Annotated in this window: 13 protein-coding genes; 7 read left to right on the top strand and 6 right to left on the bottom strand. The window is 58.9% G+C overall.

The genetic code is table 11. The features are described 5' to 3' along the window. Positions 1 to 464: 464 nt before the first annotated feature. Both HY282_07880 and HY282_07875 read right to left on the bottom strand, forming a co-directional pair. Entirely contained in the window at positions 465 to 1,577 is a 1,113-nt protein-coding gene (locus HY282_07880; GenBank protein MBI3803668.1) for a hypothetical protein, read from the bottom strand. A 212-nt stretch (positions 1,578 to 1,789) separates the two neighbouring features. Further along, positions 1,790 to 3,256 (bottom strand): radical SAM protein, encoded by a 1,467-nt coding sequence (locus tag HY282_07875; protein MBI3803667.1) that lies wholly within the window; start codon positions 3,254 to 3,256, stop codon positions 1,790 to 1,792. Positions 3,257 to 3,437: 181 nt separating this feature from the next. Between HY282_07875 and HY282_07870 the strand changes: the two genes are divergently transcribed. Beyond that, positions 3,438 to 4,994, top strand: a complete 1,557-nt coding sequence (locus HY282_07870; protein MBI3803666.1) for a diguanylate cyclase — start codon at positions 3,438 to 3,440, stop codon at positions 4,992 to 4,994. Positions 4,995 to 5,020: 26 nt separating this feature from the next. On the opposite strand, the gene HY282_07865 is transcribed toward HY282_07870, so the two are convergent. After that, positions 5,021 to 5,743, bottom strand: coding sequence for a DUF169 domain-containing protein (locus HY282_07865; protein ID MBI3803665.1), 723 nt, complete (start codon positions 5,741 to 5,743; stop codon positions 5,021 to 5,023). A gap of 101 nt (positions 5,744 to 5,844) precedes the next feature. Next, a complete protein-coding gene (locus tag HY282_07860; protein MBI3803664.1) occupies positions 5,845 to 6,231 on the bottom strand; it encodes a hypothetical protein in 387 nt (128 codons plus the stop codon). Between the two features lie 172 nt (positions 6,232 to 6,403). Between HY282_07860 and HY282_07855 the strand changes: the two genes are divergently transcribed. The 6 genes from HY282_07855 (at position 6,404) to HY282_07830 (ending at position 14,574) form a co-directional block, all read left to right on the top strand. Next, on the top strand, positions 6,404 to 7,120 hold the full coding sequence (locus tag HY282_07855; GenBank protein MBI3803663.1) for a hypothetical protein: 717 nt from the start codon (positions 6,404 to 6,406) through the stop codon (positions 7,118 to 7,120). A 483-nt stretch (positions 7,121 to 7,603) separates the two neighbouring features. After that, positions 7,604 to 8,668, top strand: coding sequence for a S8 family serine peptidase (locus HY282_07850; protein ID MBI3803662.1), 1,065 nt, complete (start codon positions 7,604 to 7,606; stop codon positions 8,666 to 8,668). 225 nt (positions 8,669 to 8,893) lie between these two features. Continuing rightward, entirely contained in the window at positions 8,894 to 10,084 is a 1,191-nt protein-coding gene (locus HY282_07845) for a trypsin-like peptidase domain-containing protein (GenBank protein MBI3803661.1), read from the top strand. A 116-nt stretch (positions 10,085 to 10,200) separates the two neighbouring features. Next, on the top strand, positions 10,201 to 10,914 hold the full coding sequence (locus HY282_07840) for an ABC transporter ATP-binding protein (protein ID MBI3803660.1): 714 nt from the start codon (positions 10,201 to 10,203) through the stop codon (positions 10,912 to 10,914). After that, entirely contained in the window at positions 10,914 to 13,469 is a 2,556-nt protein-coding gene (locus HY282_07835; GenBank protein ID MBI3803659.1) for an FtsX-like permease family protein, read from the top strand. Before HY282_07840 ends, HY282_07835 begins: the two co-directional genes overlap by 1 nt. Continuing rightward, positions 13,462 to 14,574 (top strand): carotenoid 1,2-hydratase, encoded by a 1,113-nt coding sequence (locus HY282_07830; protein ID MBI3803658.1) that lies wholly within the window; start codon positions 13,462 to 13,464, stop codon positions 14,572 to 14,574. The genes HY282_07835 and HY282_07830 overlap by 8 nt, the downstream gene beginning before the upstream one ends. A 27-nt stretch (positions 14,575 to 14,601) precedes the next feature. On the opposite strand, the gene HY282_07825 is transcribed toward HY282_07830, so the two are convergent. Beyond that, entirely contained in the window at positions 14,602 to 17,415 is a 2,814-nt protein-coding gene (locus HY282_07825) for a PKD domain-containing protein (protein MBI3803657.1), read from the bottom strand. A gap of 558 nt (positions 17,416 to 17,973) precedes the next feature. Continuing rightward, positions 17,974 to 18,363, bottom strand: coding sequence for a CBS domain-containing protein (locus HY282_07820; protein MBI3803656.1), 390 nt, complete (start codon positions 18,361 to 18,363; stop codon positions 17,974 to 17,976). Position 18,364: the final 1 nt, after the last annotated feature.

Genomic DNA, 18,364 nt, shown 5'->3' with positions numbered 1-18,364 from the left:
AAGGTCGTGGGGTTTTACCCCACCCCCCACCGTGGGGGCCGACTGCCCGGCCCCCTCCGGCCTCCCCGTGCAGCCGGGGGGAGATCCCCCCCGCTCCCCCCTTACGGTCACAACTTGTACCACGCGCGGGAGAGCACCGCGGATGGTACTTCGACAGGTGACCTGATTCGGTCGATAGAACGTCTGATATAAAACGCAGCAGCGTGGGGGGGCGGAGTGCGCCCTTGCCGCGCAGGCGCTTACGATCTTTATTTCAAAAGCCCCGGAATTAGGTTTATCTGCTCGGTGGCGTGCAGTCCGCACTGCTCTTGTGCGGTCGCGCCGAGTTCGGCCGCAGGGGGGCCAGGGGGTTCCACCCCCGGCGTCTGGGGAAGCCGGAGGGGGCGCGACGAGGCGCCCCCACGGTGGGGGGCGGGGTGAAACCCCACGGCCTTCGGCAGGCACAAAAAGCGTTACGGCTGTCTCTACGGCGCCACCATATCCGGCCAGGCGGCATCATCATTGTTCACCATCGCCCCAGCCCACTGCGCCATCGAGACGCCGTTGAGAGGCAAATCATAAAAACCCGGATCGAGCAGAATCGTATGCATCTCCCCGGAGATGAAGAAACGGTGCAGCCGCGCACCGACCCGGCTCACCATGTCGTCCGTGACCTGTCGCAGAAGGGCTTCGAACCCCGACGCATCGAGCAGGAGAAACGATCGGATGACGACATCCTGAAGCGAGGAGAACATCCCGACGCGCAGATTCGGATCGCGGCTGATCGCCCACTCATAAATGTAGGCCGGCTGTGCCGGACAGGAAGTACAGCTTTCCGGAAGGAAATGGGGAAAGGGCCAGTTCTGATTCCGCTGAGGCTGCTCAAGGGTGTCATTCGGGTTCTGGAGGCCGGGACCGGAATCGTTCAAGACCCAGTTGCTCTGATTGGGGAGGACCAGCTTTGCCATCATCATCCCATAAACGGTCCCATAGCCGCCGGCGCTGGAGCCGGCGACCAAGACTTTATCCGGAGCGGGAAAGGTCCGCTGCAAAGCGGTGATCGCCGCTCCCAGATTCGCAAGACCATGATGATAGGCGGTCTGATCCCCATATTGGAGGGTGTTGTCGCCGCTGAAGACCGATCCGTCGCAGTAGGGAACAAAGACGACATTCCAATCCTTAAATGGATTGTCTGGCCGCGTCGGGTCCAAGATTCCGGTGGGAGCCGAGCGCTCGGCGGTCTCTCGGACGGTGACATCTTTCAAATCGATGCAGGTCAGCTTGCTCCAACAGGCCCCTCCTCCTTGAAGATAAAAAAGGACATTGTTGGAAGCGCCCCGTCGAATGCTGATTTGATACTCGGCGCCGAAAAGGCAGATCGCACGCCCCTCCGCCGGATTGAAGAAATGAACCTCCCACTCGGCCTGCTGCTCCGTTCGGGACTCGGTCTGACCGAGAAACCGATCAATGCCGGTCGCCCGAATCTCCTGCACGATAGGAGGCTCGGAGACCGCCGGAGGAGAGGATTCGTCGGAATTGCGACAACCGAAAAGAACGAGGAGGAGTGCAATAAAAAAGAACCGCTTCGGGATACCCATGACCGTCCTTCCGTTGACTGGGGTCGTTATGAATGCGCCATGAATGGTAAGGGGCCAAACGCATAATCGGCTTGGATCATTCAAGCATAGAACAATCTTATTTCTCGGCGCAATCGGGAGAAGGCCAGAGGAAACCAGCCTCTAAGAAAGGAGGTTAATACAATTAAATTGATGAGAAGGTGAGATGATTGAAGAGGGCTAAAAAACACAGCCTAGAGGATCTTGTCGGACGCCTCAAGGATGGCAAACTGATTTTCAGTCGGCTCCGCGCAACAAAACCAAGGCTCCGTCAGCCGGGGCGGCTTGGCGCGGTTCGGATCGACCGTCACATCGACCGGCCGGGGTGGCCGCCCTTCCTGCAGGGCCGCCACCCGTTCTTTCAACCGATAGAAGAGAATCGCCGGATCTTCCTCCGCGGCGGTCCCCTGCTCTACCCACCGGCTGATCTCCTTTTGCAGCGCATCCATCCGTGGATCGGGATGACGCCATTGATAGGTAAAGCGCTCCTGGGCGAGCGGGCCGAGATGCGGCGCCATGCTCGCTTCCGTCAAAAAAAGCGATCCCGGCGGAACGAGAAGACGGATCGAATATTGGACCGGGTCGATGGCATCGATCAACCCTTCCCGTTCGACAAAGTGGAACAGATCGGCCATGTCATCGAGTGTCGTCCAGGGGGTAAATGGAACGAGCGACGGCCGGAGCGCCATCCCCGCTTCTCGGACGGTTTTCAGCGCTTCGAGAATGTCGGCCCGGGTGTGGTTCTTTGCAAGATGCAGCAGAACGGTCTCGCTCAAAGACTCAACCGCCGAGATGATAAACCGGCCGCCGAGTGAGGCAAACGCCGGAATCAGCGTGCGATGCTTTAAGAGATGCTCGACCTTGGCGGTAAAATCGAACGTGAGCTCCGGAAAAGCATCGTGCATCGCGCGGACGATCCGGAACGAATGATTCGGGCCGTTGAGAAAATCGGGATCGCCGAAGGTAATATGGGTCGCTCCGAGTCGGACCAGATTGCGGATATCTTCCAGGACCGTCTCGTAGGGGATCAGGAAAAAACGGCCGTCATACACCGGCGGGATCGGACAATGGCGGCAGAGGTGACGGCAGCCGCGGCTCGCCTCGACATACCCGGCGGTCCGACGAACGCCGTTCTCCTCGAGCTGTGCATATTGAGCGAGCGGAGGAAGCGCCTGCCGGTCGGGCACTGCGAACGGAAGATGGTCGAGCAGCGGCGAACGCCTCCCCTTTTTCCGGCTGACCCCTTCGATTGAATCGTCCGCATCGACCGCGCCGGCCGGGCCGGCGGAAAGCCGCTCAATCAAGGTCAGCAACGGCCCCTCGTACTCCCCGCCGATCACCGAATCGGCCCCCTGTGCTAAGAGAAATCCTTCGTTGAGCGAGGCATACAGGCCGAAAAAAGCGACATGGCAGCGGGGGTTGATCTCCCGCACCCGCGCCAGCACCCGCGCGCCGATCCGAAGCGCCGTGTGCATCGGGACGGCGATGCCGATCCATACGGCGCGCCGGACCTTTTCCAAATCGAGCTTTTCGACGGAAAGATCGATTCCTTCCGGCGCATAGCCGGCCCGCTTGAGAAATCCCATCGGCATGGCGATCCCGATCGGCTGGTGCCCCAATTCATAGCAGGAGATCAGGAGAATGTCGCCCGGTTGCCTCATCACACCTCTTTCTTTGACCCAGAGACCCCTTCCAACGCAGGAGAGACATTGCGTTGCAACCTGCATTATAAAGTTTTCCAGCGGTCTATGCAATTGGGCAATGGACCTTTGAACCGGGATACGGCGCACTTGCTTCCTCTGTTCTCTTGTCAAATTCCGCCGTAATGGTATATTAGTTCACATGTCTGAGATGCTCATCCGGATTGCGATCGTCGGGGGTGGAAAGGGGGGACTCGCCCTGCTCCAGTGTTTTGCCGAAATTCCCGACATTCAACTCGTCGGGATCACCGATATCAATAAAGAGGCCGTCGGCATGCAAGAGGCGGCCCGTCTCGGCATTCCGAGCACCACCTCTCTGCTGGAGCTGATCACGCGAGACGAGGCCGACCTCATTTTAGATGTGACGAGCGACCCCGATATGCCTGCGTATATTTTGGAGCACAAAAGGAAGTCGGCTGAGTTATTCAGTGGAACGGAGGCACGGCTCCTCTGGCAGCTCGTGCAAAACATGCTTCGACAGAATCGACAGATTCGATCGCTGATGGACCAGATCCGATCGGAGGCGATGCGCGATACCCTCACCGGGCTTTACAACCGCCGCTATTTTGACCACCGGGCCGAAGAGGAGATCATCCGGGCCGACCGGAACAAACATGGCCTCGCTTTTTTGCTCTGCGACCTCGACAATTTTAAGAGCCTGAATGAAACGAAGGGCCGCCAATTGGGGGATGAGATCTTAAAGGCGGTCGCTCTGGAGATCAAGCAGCTGACGCGGGGATCGGATTTGATCTTCCGTTGGGGAGGGGATGAGATCGTCGTCGTCCTGGCAAAAGCGACCCGCGAAGGGGTTTTCATCGCCGCCGACCGAATCCGCAAGGGAATTCGCAAGATCGGGAAAAAAGCCCGCGTCCCGCTCGATTTAAGCATCGGGGTCTCCCTTTATCCTGACCATGGTGACAATCTCGACAAGTTGATCCATCTCGCCGACCGGGCCCTCTATATCGCGAGGCGGGGTGGGGAAAAGATTCATATCGGCGATGAAGGCTATCCGCTGAATGAGACCGCGGTCAAGGTGGTCTTTCAGCCGATTATCGATCTGCGATCGAAAGAGATCATCGGCTATGAGGCGCTCACGCGGGACCCGAAAGGGAAGCTGAACGTCTTTGATCTGTTCCGAAGATATCACACCATCGGCCAACTCAACGAGCTGAAGCAGATCTGCTTCAGCTCACAGATCAAGGCGGCGGAGGAACACCGACTCGATCGATTGTTTATCAATATCGATTCGGAAATTCTCAGCCGAATGGATTCGATTCCAAAACCGGCCGGCGTCGACGTTATTTTAGAGATCTCGGAAGCAGAGGCGCTACACAATGTCGAGCGACATCTTCGAATGGCCGAAAGGTGGCGGGAAAAGGGATTTAAATTCGCGATCGATGATTTTGGCGCCGGGTTTATCTCACTCCCTTTTGTCGCACAACTGATGCCCGACTACATCAAGATCGACCGGCTGACGACGCTTCAGGCGGTCTCCTCGAAGAAGTTCAGAAATTTCCTGAAGAATCTGATCACCGCCCTCCAAGAATATGTGGCCGTCGGCATGGTCGCGGAAGGAATCGAGACCGATGAGGAATTAGAAATCGTCGGCGAGCTCGGCGTCCACCTGGCCCAAGGCTATCTTCTCGGAAAACCTAAAGCATTTAAAACCCAACCACCCCGACCCCGCCTTCCCAAATAAGCAACCTCGGAAAACCGCCCGGCTTTCTATCCCTTTTTAAATGGAAATGCATTCTTCTGCTGGTTGTAGAAGGCTTGCATGTCGCAATTGGCCTGGTGCATTCTCTGCAATCCCGGCTCCAGAAGATCGAGCTGCCGGCCCGAGAGCGCCGCCAGCATATATGAGGGCTCTACGCCGGTAAAGGTCCGCATTCCACTGCAACCGAAGGAGAGAGAGACCGCCGCCCCCTGTGAGGCGACCGCCAATGCGGCACAGGCCGGGCGCCCGAAAATTTTGGAGGAGACATCGCTCTTCCACTCCGCATCCCCCGTCGCCTCCCGCAGCAACATCGCCTGCGACGGCTGCAGCCAGAGCACCACCACTTCCGGCGCAATCGGAAAATTGGAGAGCGGACCATAGAGCATCATCTTCCCCTGACGTGCGAGGCTCGGAATCTGCGATGCCTCTTCCGGCTTTACATACCCGACCTGACACATCATCGTCAGCGCCTGGTTCAGCCCTCGCTCCGCCTGCGGCGTCAGCTCAAACCCCATCACCATCGCCCCGATCGGACAATTCATATGCTCGGCGGCAGACGCGGCAAAGAGCTCCTTCTCCGCCTGTCGCCAAAAACTACACGCCGAGGGGGAGACCCCTCTAAAAACCGGCACCCCCTGCGGAGCGCTTTCCACCGGCGCCACCCCTACCGGCGGCCGATCCAACCCCAGAAGAGAGATCAACGTCTGAGACAACGAAACATAGCTTGGCATAGGAACGCTCCTTTTATGATAAGGTTGATGGGTCATGCCCAACTCAGTATTGGTATTATAGGACGACCCAAAGAGGACTGTCCAGTGAAGACATTAATTTCCTAGGGCTCCAAATGCTCCACCACCCCCCAATACGTAAACGTCTCCAGCCCCTGGCTCAGGTGCTCCATATAAATGGCCTTCCCGTCGGGGGTCGGCGCCACCTTGATATAGCCCCCACCGGTCGGGTCGAGGAAGAGGATCATGTTCCCTTGCGTCGTTCGGGTCAGCTTTCTCCGATCCCGCGTCTCCCAATAATACTGATCTCCTTCTTTGACGATCACCACCCGAAGCCCCTTTTTCTTCACGCTGTCGACTTCGATGCGGATCGTCTCATCCATCGTACTCTTCGTCTGAATATCGGGAATGCCGCTCAACGCCAATGTCTTGGCCGACCCCGGCCGGATCGACAATAAAAAAAAAACGGCTCCAACCATCAATCGTTTCATCACCTCGTTCTCCTCCGCAACTTTGACCGCGCCATTGAACAATGAGAAGGAGGCCGCTGTCAATAGGAGCGCCGTCTGTCCGATTCTTGCGCACCCAGGTTATTTTGGATATATTTTAGATAAGATTAGCAGAAAGGAGGGCCCTCGTTCCCGGCGACGAGAGGAAAGACCGATGTCCGCGCAACAACGTTACGTCTCAAGTGAAATGACCCACTTCGTCGGGAGGAACCTCCCTGAAGCCGATCAGTACCAGCTCCTGATCGAGATCATCGCCTCCGGCTGGCTGACCCACGCACCGCATAACCCCGCCATCTCCGGCCAGCTCACCGTCAACACCAATGCACGAATGAGCGAAAATGAGATGTATTTCCCGCAGATCATCTCCTTCTCCGATATCCCGATCGGCGAGCTCGATATCCACATCCGAAAATACAGCCGGTTCGGCCTCTCTTTCCTAAAATCTTTTCTGGTCGAGCAGGGGGCCAATCCGGTCTTTTATATCTGTAAGAATGCCTCTTCACGCGACAAGGGACGAACACAGCGGATCACCCTCGGCGAGCGCTTCGACCGCGTCGTCCATGAATACCATCTTCTCTTCAAAGAGCTTCAGGCGTCTGGAGAAAAATCGGAGGACGCCCATCATCTGAAGCAGCTCCTCTCGATCAAGGAATTTCTCGACTACCATATTTTCAGCTTCCTGAAATTTTTTGACGAGTCCAAACCGGACGACGCCCCCGAGAACTTTTATATGGAGCGGGAGTGGCGCATTCTTGGCAATCTCCAGTTTACCGTCGACCATATCCGGCGGATTATCCTACCGGAATCATACGCCGCCCGATTGAGGGCAGATCTCCCGAAATATGTGGGTCAGATTACATTCATCGAATAAATCCCGAAAGTCCAAACGCTAGTTCACCTCCCTCTCTGTGTGAATACCCCTTTCCTGTATTGCCATTTATCCCATGTTGATTCACCTTCCTGGAATTTTCTATGATGGAAGAAAGATTTAGGTCATCGATTATGACGACAGGAGGAACTCATGAAACGTTTAATCTGGCTTTTGCTTTTCGTGATTGCGATCTATTCAATCACGTCAATCACGCCGATCACGGCATTCTCGGATCCCGATCATGAAAAGGGAAATCCCGGCCCGCTGGAAGAAAACGCCTCTCAGAAGAAAATAAAGCCGGTTCATTCCTCTGTGAGCTTAAAAGATCGGTATGTCGTGGTTCTCGACGATTTAATGACCGCTGAAGAAGCAAGCCGGATGACCGACGAACTCGTGATACGGCACGGCATTCAGGTAGAACACCGGTACAACGCCGCCCTCAAGGGATTCTCCGCGAAGATCCCTCCCGGCCAGCTCAAACGGATGCAGGAAGAGCCGGGGATCAATCAGATCCTCGCCGACACCCTCGTGGAAGCGTTCTGCCATACCGGACCGCAGCAGCTTCCGACCGGCGTCAATCGGATCGATGCCGATCTCTCCCCGACCGCGAATATCAATAATGTCGACAATCGGGTCAATGCCGATATCGCCATTATCGACAGCGGTGTCTATCGCCACGCCGACCTCAACATCGTCTCCGCGGTGGACTGTACCCTCTCGGGATGCCCCGGCGTCGCGCCGAGCGACCCGAATGGACATGGAACCCATGTCGCCGGAATCGCCGCCGCGATCGACAATACCCGTTATGTCGTCGGGGTGGCGCCCGGCGCCCGGATCTGGTCGGTCCGCGTTCTCAATGCCGACGGCTCCGGCGCCCTCTCGAACGTCATCGCTGGAATCGACTTCGTCACCCGCAACGCAGCGAGCATCGAGGTGGCCAACCTCAGCTTAGGAGGACCGGGGAGCAACACCGCCAACTGCGGGGTGAACACTTCCGGACAGGTGATCGATCCCTTCCACCGGGCGATTTGCAATTCGATCAATCGCGGTGTGGTTTACACCGTCGCCGCCGGCAATGAATTTAAAAATGCGGCCGGATTCGCCCCCGCCGCCTATCCCGAGGTGATCACCGTCTCGGCGCTGGTCGACACCGACGGACGGCGCGGCGGCACAGGACCGGCCACTTCGGCGGGAGGGGATGACACTTTCGCCACGTTCTCGAATTTCGGGGCTGGGGTCGACCTCATCGCGCCCGGGGTCAACATCCTGTCGACCTGGCCCGGCGATGCCGCCAGCCCCGGCGGCTACTGCCAGACCCTCTCCGGAACAAGCATGGCCGCGCCGCATGTCGCCGGCGCGGTGGCGCTCTATCTTGCCAAACATCCGAAGCCGGTCAACGGAACGCAGGTCGCGGCCGTCCGCGACTCTCTTCGCACAACGGGGCAATGCCCCGACGGAAGCGCCTTCGGGACAACCGGCTGCAAAACACGCTGGCCGAACGATCCGGATGGAATCACCGAGCCCCTGGTGCATGTGACCGGTTTCTAGCTTCATCGATCCAGTCGATCGGATGGGCCTGAGAGGGTGTTCCCCTTCAGGCCCATTTGTTTTATTATTCTGACGCCCGCTCTTGTTCCCGTGTCTCTGCTATGTTAACCTCATCTCGTTTAAACTCATCTCGTTTTAGGTCGACGTTGAACACCTCTGTTGACACCGACTCTCTCTCGCGATGATTCGATCTGCTGACGAATAAGGTGGCTGATGAGATTGATCGTGCTTATTTTCATTCTGACGCTGGCCGGCGGCATTTGGCCCCTTTCTGATAGTGAGGCACGGGGGCCGCAGGCGCCTCCCGTCGAAAAGAAGAAGACTTCTCCTCAAGAAGGTCATGCTAAAGAAGAGCGGTTGGAATCAATCCCAGACCTGTTCGACCGGCTCTCCCCGACGGTGGTTTTCGTCACCGCAACCTCGATCGACTCCTTTCATCTCTCCGATCGGGTCACCCATGTCGTCGGCTCCGGCTTGATTATCGATCCGTCGGGCCTGATCCTCACGAACGCCCATGTCGCCTACGGACGGCAATCGATCACCGTCACCCTCGACGATGGAACGGTTCTCCCCGCCAAGCTGGTCGGAGCCGATCCGATTTTCGATCTTGCCGTTATCCAGGTCTCCCCGCCGGAGGGACGGCTCCCGGCGGCCGCCTTCGGAGACTCCGACCGGGTTCGGGTCGGCGAAGAGGTGGTGGCGATCGGAAACCCGATGGGGCTCGATCAGACGATGACCCGCGGGATCATCTCCGGCATCAATCGAATCCTCCCGGAGACGACCTACTCCTCTCAGGAACCACTGCTTCAAACCGACACGGCGATCAATCCGGGCAACTCCGGCGGCCCGCTCTTGAATCGAAAGGGAGAGGTCATCGGGATCACCACCGCGATTCTGCAAGAGGCCCAAAACATCGGCTTCGCCATCCCCTCAAACCTGGCGAAGCGGATCATCCCCTCTCTCGTCAGAGACGGGCGGGTGATCCGTCCCTGGATCGGGTTCCAGGGCCAATTCATCGAGCCGCCCCTGCTCGATCTCCTCAAGATTCCCCTCGTCGTCGGCGTCCTGGTCGAGGTCATCGAGCCGGGCAGTCCCGCAGAGCAGGCCGGCCTGCAAGGAGGCGATCTGGAGTTCTCCATCGCCGAGCGGAGCTTTCTGATGGGAGGAGACATCATCACGAAAATCAACGGCACCTCGATGACCTCTGAAGAAAAGTTCATTCAGGCGCTTCAGGAGATCAAGGTCGGCACCACGCTGCACCTGAACCTCTTCCGGGAGGGAAAACAGCAGGAGGTGAGTTACCTCCTCCCAGAGCGGCCGGCCCTCTCCGGCGACCTTGCGACCCACCGCGCCATGACCCTCCCCTCCGTGAAAAAAGGGCTTCCCCGTCTTCCCGTCACCCGATACGAGAAATAGCCGACGCCTCGCGCATGAACCTTGATTGCTTCATGCGCGGCGTGCTCTTTACCCTCTTTATCCCTTGTGTTAACCTCTCCCTGACCGAGGCAAAATACGAAGGGCAATGAGGAATTATGATTGACCTGAAAGAGATTTCCAAGACCTATCTCCACCCGGTTCATCCGGTCTCCGCCCTCAAGGGAATTACCCTTCGGATCGAGAAAGGATCGTTCTCTCTTTTGATGGGCCCGAGCGGCTGCGGCAAATCGACCCTGCTCAATCTGATCGGCGGGCTCGACCAACCGACCGCCGGAGAGCTATTGATCGGAAACCGGCCGACGCGCCACTTCACCGATGCCGACTGGACCCGGCTCCGACGAACCGAGATCGGAATGATCTTTCAATTCTTCAACCTCCTCCCGATGCTCACCGCGCTGGAGAATGTCGCGCTGCCGCTGCTGCTGCGCAGCGACCGGCCTGCCGATGCAAAAGAGCGCGCCCGCGCCGCGCTGGTGTCGGTCGGACTGGGAGAACGGCTCGATCATAAACCGAGCGCCCTCTCCGGCGGCGAGATGCAGCGGGTCGCCATTGCCCGCGCCGATGTCGTCTCCCCGCAAATCTTGCTCGCCGACGAGCCGACCGGCAACCTCGACACAAAAAATGGGGAGGAGATCCTCAAGCTCCTCTCCTCCCGCGCACGCGCCGGGGTCACGCTTCTGCTGGCGACCCACAGCCCCCAGGCCCTTCCCTATGCCGACCAGATCATTTATCTCAAGGATGGTCAGGTCGACCGAATTGACCGAATCGATCAAATCGGCCGAGTCGATCGGATGGAGCGGCCCCGCTGATGGGCGTTCTCCTCCGGTGGATCTCCTTCCGCCATCTCTTCCGGGAACGGCGCGCCTGGCTGACGTTAATCGGGGTCGCCCTCGGCATCTCGGTCTTCATTTCGATTCGAATCGCCAATCAGAGCGTCCTGAGCACCTATCGTCATTCGGTCAACACGGTTGCGGGGAACACCACCCTGGAGGTCGTCGGCCGCGCCGGTCCGTTTGACGAAACGATCATTGCGCCGATTCGGGAGACCCCCGGCGTCCGCTCGGTGGCGCCGATCGTCCACGCCGCCCTTCCGATGACCTCCCCCCCGTCGACCCAGGGGGAGATCCTCTTTTTGATGGGGGTCGATCTCCTTCAGGAAGGGGCCTTTCGCCAGTATGAGATCGGCGGGGGGGAGCCTCAAAAAATCTTCACGGCGTTGATGGAGCCCGACGCGGTCCTCCTGACCGAGCCGTTCGCACGGCGCCACCGGATCGAAATCGGCGGGACGATCTCGGTCCGCGAGGGAGATCGCCTCCTCCCCTTCCGCGTCGCCGGTTTTCTGAAAGGCCGGGGACTCTCCGAGGCGGAGGGGGGAAATATCGGAATCGTCGACATCGCCTCGGCGCAGTGGCGCCTCGGAAAGCTCGGCCGACTCGACCGGATCGATCTGATCACCGACGCGCAAACCCCGCTCGGCCCGATGATACAGCGCTTGTCGGCGCAGCTCGGACCGGCCTTCTCCCTCCGACGGCCCGAACAGCGGAGCGAGCAGGTGGAGAAGATGCTCTTCGCCTTTCAGCTCAATCTAACAGCCCTCTCCGCCATCTCCCTTTTCGTCGGGATCTTCCTGATCTACAATACCCTCCTCGTCTCGGTCGTTCACCGGCGGAAAGAGATCGGCATCCTTCGCTCGCTCGGGGTAACCCGGCTTCGGATCTTCTCGCTCTTTCTCCTCGAGGGGATGCTCCTCGGAACGATCGGCGGGATCGGCGGGGTGGTCCTCGGCTCCCTCCTGGCCCGAGCCATCTTGCGGCTGGTCGCCCGAACCGTCAGTGCCCTCTATGTTCCGATCCCCCCCTCCCCCTTCTCGCTTCCTCCGTCGGTCTTCTGGGAAGGGATCGGCATCGGTATTGTCGTCGCGGCGCTCTCCTCCCTCTTTCCGGCGCTGCAGGCGGGACTCCTCCGGCCGCGCGAGGCGATGGAGGGGATTTATGCCTCCCCGCAGCGTCCATCGGTCGGTCGATTTTTAATCGCCGCGGCGGCATTCGGCGGGATCGCCTATCTTCTCTCGCAAGTTCCGCTCCACTGGAACCTCCCCTTCGCCGGATATCTCTCCGCCGCGTTTCTATTGATCACCTTCTCCATGCTCGTCCCGCCCGGCTTGCTTCTCTTCTCCAGGCTGATCGGTCCGCTCTTAGGACACCTTCCCCCCGCCTGGCGGTTGGCGCAGGGACATCTGGAGCAGGCGATGCGGCGGAACGGGCCGACGATCGCCGCCTTCATGGGGGCATTGGCGATGATGATCAGCGTCGTGATCATGATCGAGAGCTTCCGAGACACCGTCGTCCTCTGGATCGATCAGACGATCAAAGCCGACATCGTCGGGGCGCCGGCCTCGCTTCTCTCGAAAGGGTCGGAGGAGACCCTGCCGAACGGCCTGCTCTCCGAGGTGCGTCAAACTGAGGGGGTCGATGCGGTCGACGGCTACCGGTCGCTGCAACTTCTCTATCGGGAAGAGCCGGCGCTGCTGGTCGGACGGGATCTCGCGGTCCACGCCGCCCGCAGCCGCTATCTCTTCCGGTCGGGCGATTCGAACGCGATCCTCCAAAAGGCGACCCGCGAAGGGAAGATGCTCGTCTCCGAGGTCTTTGCCAACCGGTTCGGACTGCGCGAGGGAGAGATCGTCGACCTTCCCTCGCCCGAAGGAAAAATCCCGCTGGAGATCGCCGGGATCTTTTACGAATACAGCACCGACGGCGGCAAAATGGTGATCGACCGCTCTCTCCTGCAGCGGATCTGGAAGGATGACCGGCTCAACGTAATCGCCATTTACTTGAAGAACGGATTCGCTCCCAATGCCGTTCGCCAACAGCTCGTTCAGCATTGGGGGGCGGAACGGGGCCTGACCTTCATCACGCAGGTGAACTTCAAGAAGGAGATCTTGCGGATCTTCGATCAGACCTTTCTCGTCACCTATGCGCTGGAGTGGATCGCCGTCGTGGTGGCGTTGCTCGGGATCACCAACACCCTTTTCGTCTCGATTCTGGAACGCCAGCGGGAAATCGGAATACTCCGGGCGATCGGCGCCTCCCGGCGGCAGGTGGTTCAGGTGGTGTTGATCGAAGCGTTCTACATGGGGGTGATCGGAAACATCCTCTCCCTTTTCTGCGGCCTCTTCCTCTCGCTCCTCCTGATCTTCGTGATCAACAAGCAGTCGTTCGGCTGGACCTTGCTCTATCATTATCCGCCGTCGGTGATTCTCCACTCTTTTCTTCTGGCGACGGTGACGGCGCTCCTCGCCGGCTACTTTCCGGCGCGCAAAGCGGCGCAACTCGAGGTGACCGAGGCGATCTCCTATGAATAAGCCGATTCGGATTCTCTTGCTCCTTTTAATTCTCTGGCCGCCCCTCCCCGGCGCGGCGGAGCGGTTTGAGAGGGCGCAGCCGGGCTATCGCTTCTCCTTCCCGAGAGACCATGGCACCCACCCGAATTTCAAGATCGAATGGTGGTACTTCACCGGGAACCTGTCGTCGGCGGGAAACGAGATCGGCTATGAGCTGACCTTCTTCCGTCGTGGAATCGATCCTCCGAAAGGAGAGGAGAATCCCTCCCGCTGGGCCGTTAAAGATCTTTACTTCGCCCACTTCGCCCTCACCGACGGCGTCGGGAAACGGTTTTTCTATACCGACAAGATCAGCCGTGAAGCGATCGGCAAGGCTGGGGCGCAGCGAGACCGATTGGAGGTCTGGATCGATCGATGGCGCGCCGTTCAAGAAACAGACGGAACGATCCATCTTCAGGCGGAGGCGGAAGGAGAAACCGACCGACCGGGCTGGAAGATCGACCTTCTCCTGACCCCGGAGAAACCGCCCGTGATTCAGGGGAGCGATGGGATCAGCCGCAAAGGAGGCGAGCCGGGACAGGCATCGCACTATATTTCTTACACCCGGCTTCAGACAGAAGGGACCGTTTCGATCGGCGGAAAGGGGCAGGCGGTGGCGGGTCTCACCTGGATGGACCATGAGTTCAGCAGCAGCATGCTGAATAAAAATCAGGTCGGATGGGATTGGTTTTCGATTCAATTGAAGGAAGGGGGGGAGCTGATGCTTTACCAGATCCGGACGATCGACGGAAAGCGAGATCCCTTCTCGAGCGGAACGGTCGTCCACCCGGATGGAACCTCTCGGCACCTCACCGCCGACGCATTCACCCTTACCCCGGCCCGGTATTGGAAGAGCCCGGCGAACAGCACGAGCTATCCGGTCGGCTGGAAGATCGAGGTCCCCTCCGAGGGGCTCTCTCTCACCTCCGATCCGATCCTCGACGCGCAAGAGCTGATTACGTCGAAGAGCACGCGGGTCGCCTACTGGGAAGGGGCAAGCCGTTTCAGCGGGACACGCCAAGGCAGACCGGTCACCGGCAAAGGATATGTCGAGCTGACCGGCTATGACCAGCCGTTCGGCCAATAATAATATCGAACGGATGACCCGCTCGGATCAGTCTCCCCCGCTGGTCGTCTTTGTGACCGCCCCGAGGTGCCCGGCGGCCCAGCCGCGCAGCGCGTCGATAAACCAGACCCGCTCCAACCGGAGCGTCGTTTTACTATCTTGCTTCTCCCAGGTGCTCCCTCCATCGGGGGTATGAACCGTCACCCCCCCTTGTCCGACCGCCCAGACCTGATTGGGTGCGGGGAAGGCGACCCCTAAGAGATCGGTCGAGGCGATCGACCGGGTCGGGTTCATCACCGTCCAGTTCTTCCCATGGTCGGTGGTCCGAAGAATCGTCCCTCCGCCCCCGACGATCCAGCCGACATCTCCGATAAAGCGAACGTCGAAAAAGCGCTGCTTCCGATCCAAATCGACCTTGAAGTCCCAGGTCTTGCCGCCGTCGGCGCTGTGGGCGATCGTGTTGAACCAATCGGGACAATCGTAGGTTCCGGCCGCCCCGCCGACGATGAAGAGCTCGGTGGCGGAAAGAAGGACGACGCTGAAGAGATGCGGATTATAGGCGGTGAAATGGGGATGGACCGGCGGCCCGCTCGGATTGTCCGGGTTGGAGCAGGTCGGATCGGGATTAAAGTTCGGACTCTTCCAGTCGAACGGCAGCAAGCTCCATTGCTGGCCGCCGTTGGTTGTTTTGAAAATGTAACGATAACGGCCGACCGAGAAGCCGGTCAGGCCGTCGGGGGTGAACTGGATCTTCCGGAGATAAACCCCGTAGACATGAACGCAATTTCCATCGGCATCAAAATCTTGGCAGAAGTTGGTGCTGTTAAACGGCTGGTTGTCTTTGGGGGAGATCGGGTTTCGATGTTGTTCGACCCAGGTTTTCCCTCCGTCGGTCGTCTGCAGGATCAACTCGGGCCAGCCGGTCGCCCAGCCCCGATTCTGATCGATGAAGAAGACATCAAAGATCCAAGGAAGCACGGCCGGAGCGCTCCCCTTCCAGACAATGTTCGTCTGCTTGGTCCAGGTTTTTCCCCCATCGGTCGTTTTGTAGATCGCCATGTCGAGGCCGACGACCCAGCCGATGTTCTGATCGACGAAGTGGACCCCCTTCAGATCGGCCGGCACATGGAGGAGGGTCCATCCCGAGCCGGTCCCTCCCCCGCCACCCGAGCTGGTCACGGTAATGAGGGTGCTCGCTGTCCCTTGCGCCCCGCCGTTGTCGGTCACCACCAAGGTGACGGTGACGTTTCCCGAATTGGAATAGGTGTGTCCCGCCGTGACGCCGGTTCCGGTCGTGCCGTCGCCGAAGTTCCAGGTATAGGAGGCGATCGTCCCGTCCGGATCGGAGGAGGCCGACGCGTCGCAGGAGACCGTCAGCGGCGCAGGGCCGGTCGTCGGCGTGCAGCTGAACTTGGCGGTCGGCTTCACGTTGCCGTTGCTCGAAAGCCCATAAACCGTCAACAGATTATATTTCACCCCCGCGTCGTAATTTTCGATGCCGGGCAGCCCGGAGAAGAGTTGGCTGGCGCTGCTGTCGGTATAGGCGAAGAGAAGGGCATCCTGGAATGAGACCTGCAGCTCGGTCGGACTGGCCCCTTTGACCTGCAGCTTGATCTTGTAAGGCGTTCCTACCGCGATGCCGCCGGGCGCCGAGGCCGACCTGAGCAAGGTCCAAACGCTGCCGTTCCGCCGGTACAGGTTGACCGTTCCGGCAGTGCTGATCTGAAGAGAGTAATTGTCGGTGTTGATCGCTTTGCTGTTTCCACGGGCGACAATCCCAGAGTAGAGGCTTCCCGACGGCACGGTCAAGGTCGCCTCTACCGCATAGTCGGAGGTCGACGAAGGGGCGGTGACCGCCGCCCAATTCGCCGTTCCTCCCGAGACGGCGTTGGCCCCGTCGGTGCTGAAGCTGCCGGCGTCCAATCGCCATCCGGTGCCGAGCGTGCTCCCGACCCGGTTGAAATTGTCTTGGAAAAGAATCGTCTGGCCGCCGTTCGACTGAACTGAAATGACCCGCGAGAGGCTCGCCTGGGCATGGTCGTTGTCGGTCACCGTAAGCGCCGCGGTATAGCTTCCCGCGGACGTATAGGTATGATCGATGATCTGGTCGGTTCCCGCCGTCCCATCGCCGAAATCCCAGGCATAGCTCGTGATCGACCCGTCGGGGTCGGTGGAGGTCGACGCATCGAAAGCCACCTTCAACGGCGCCGTGCCGGAGGTCGGCGTGGCGGAGAATTTCGCCTGGGGAGGTTGGTTGCCGGTCGTGTCTATTGAATAGACAAAAAAGTGGTCATAAGCCACCCCGCTGTTGAAGTTCTCCAAGCCGGGAGGGCCGGAGAGGACCCGATTCGCAGAAGAATCGCTGTAGCTGAAGAGAAGCGCATCTTTGAAAAAAACTTTCAGGGCGACCGGGTTCGATCCGGTCACTTCCAATTTTAATTTGTAGGGGCTCCCTGCGGCCACCCCTCCCGGTGCGGCGACCCCCTGGAGCAGCGTCCAACTTCCGGCGTTGCGGCGATAAAGGTTTACTTTTTGAGCCGCCGCGTCGATCTGCAGAGCGTAGAGGGTGCTGTAGAAGGTTGCGGCATCTCCGCGGGCGACCAGTCCCGAATAGGCGCTGCTGGCTGGAGGGGTGATGACCGCCTCCACCTGGTAATCGTTGGTGCCGAGCGATGCATTGACCCGCGCCCAGTTGCTCGTTCCGCCCGAGCCCGAGACCGCCTGCGTCCCATTGGTCGAATAGCTCCCGGCGACCACCCCCCAATCGGCGCCGAGGTTTGGACCGGTCCGATTAAATTCATCCGAAAAGAGGGTTGCCCCTCGGGCAGCCGTGACCCAAAGTAGGATAAAAAAAACCGACATCACCCCGCTCCACAGACCTCTTTTCTGCTGCTCGCACATGTTATTCCCCTTACATGAAAGTTTGAAGGAACTGTATCAGAAGTTGCAAATCATTACCGATCGGAGAGGAGGCGTTTTTATGCACATTTACTTTTTCAGCCTCATTAAGGCAGCGTAGGCCCTCGGACCGATCTTCCGGTCTGGAAAAAAAGCAAGTTTTATACCTCATACAGAGCCATGGGAAGCGGCGGCGGACATCGGTGGCTTAGATCTCCAAATCGATAGACATTATCAATTCCGCACCGAATCATCGGAGGGGGCGCGAGAATAACCTCGGAGATGAGGAGATAAAAAGGAGGATAAGAAAGACGAGCGACAATGAGGATAAAATTGACCCGATCTGCAGAGAGGGACGGAAGGGTGGGAGAGGAGAAAAACGAAGGGCCCCTGGGCGGGGTCCTTCGCTGATTCAATAGCGCTTAAATGGGGGGGATGCGACTTACCATCAATACATGGGCGGTAGCGGCAAAGCGACGACCTCCGACACCGCCGAAACGACCGGCGGCGGAGCCGGTCGAATTACACAAATCCCCATCCTCCATAGACGTGGCGGAGGAGGTCTCTCACTGAGATGACGCCGATGATCTTTCCATGCTCGATGACGCCGAGGTGGCGGATCCGCTCCTGATCCATGATGTCGTTGGCATCGACCACTGAGCGATCGGCCTCGATGGCGAGAAGCGGGGTCGTCATTACTTTCTCCACCGGGGTCGTCTCCGGATCCAATCCTTCGGCCACCACCCGCCGAACGATATCGGCGTCGGTGATAATTCCGGCATATCCTTCTTCATCGGCGATCAGCACACTCCCGACCCCTTTGCTCTCCATCATCTCCGCCACTTTTTTAACCTTCGTTCCAGGTTTTACCTTGAGTACTTTCTTCGTCATCACCAATTTGACCGGCACCATG

This window comes from Candidatus Manganitrophaceae bacterium, assembly GCA_016200325.1.
In the GTDB taxonomy this organism is placed as follows: Bacteria; Nitrospirota; Nitrospiria; order SBBL01; family Manganitrophaceae; genus Manganitrophus.
The sequence above is the reverse complement of the archived record's forward strand: the minus strand, read 5'-3'. Positions and strand labels throughout refer to the sequence as shown.

Coding starts and splice junctions, on each gene's coding strand:
- HY282_07850 (MBI3803662.1), top strand. CDS start 7,604: ATGCAGGAAGAGCCGGGGATCAATCAGATCCTCGCCGACACCCTCGTG.
- HY282_07840 (MBI3803660.1), top strand. CDS start 10,201: ATGATTGACCTGAAAGAGATTTCCAAGACCTATCTCCACCCGGTTCAT.
- HY282_07830 (MBI3803658.1), top strand. CDS start 13,462: ATGAATAAGCCGATTCGGATTCTCTTGCTCCTTTTAATTCTCTGGCCG.
- HY282_07835 (MBI3803659.1), top strand. CDS start 10,914: ATGGGCGTTCTCCTCCGGTGGATCTCCTTCCGCCATCTCTTCCGGGAA.
- HY282_07870 (MBI3803666.1), top strand. CDS start 3,438: ATGTCTGAGATGCTCATCCGGATTGCGATCGTCGGGGGTGGAAAGGGG.
- HY282_07865 (MBI3803665.1), bottom strand. CDS start 5,743: ATGCCAAGCTATGTTTCGTTGTCTCAGACGTTGATCTCTCTTCTGGGG.
- HY282_07875 (MBI3803667.1), bottom strand. CDS start 3,256: ATGAGGCAACCGGGCGACATTCTCCTGATCTCCTGCTATGAATTGGGG.
- HY282_07820 (MBI3803656.1), bottom strand. CDS start 18,363: ATGGTGCCGGTCAAATTGGTGATGACGAAGAAAGTACTCAAGGTAAAA.
- HY282_07880 (MBI3803668.1), bottom strand. CDS start 1,577: ATGGGTATCCCGAAGCGGTTCTTTTTTATTGCACTCCTCCTCGTTCTT.
- HY282_07855 (MBI3803663.1), top strand. CDS start 6,404: ATGTCCGCGCAACAACGTTACGTCTCAAGTGAAATGACCCACTTCGTC.
- HY282_07860 (MBI3803664.1), bottom strand. CDS start 6,231: ATGAAACGATTGATGGTTGGAGCCGTTTTTTTTTTATTGTCGATCCGG.
- HY282_07825 (MBI3803657.1), bottom strand. CDS start 17,415: ATGTCGGTTTTTTTTATCCTACTTTGGGTCACGGCTGCCCGAGGGGCA.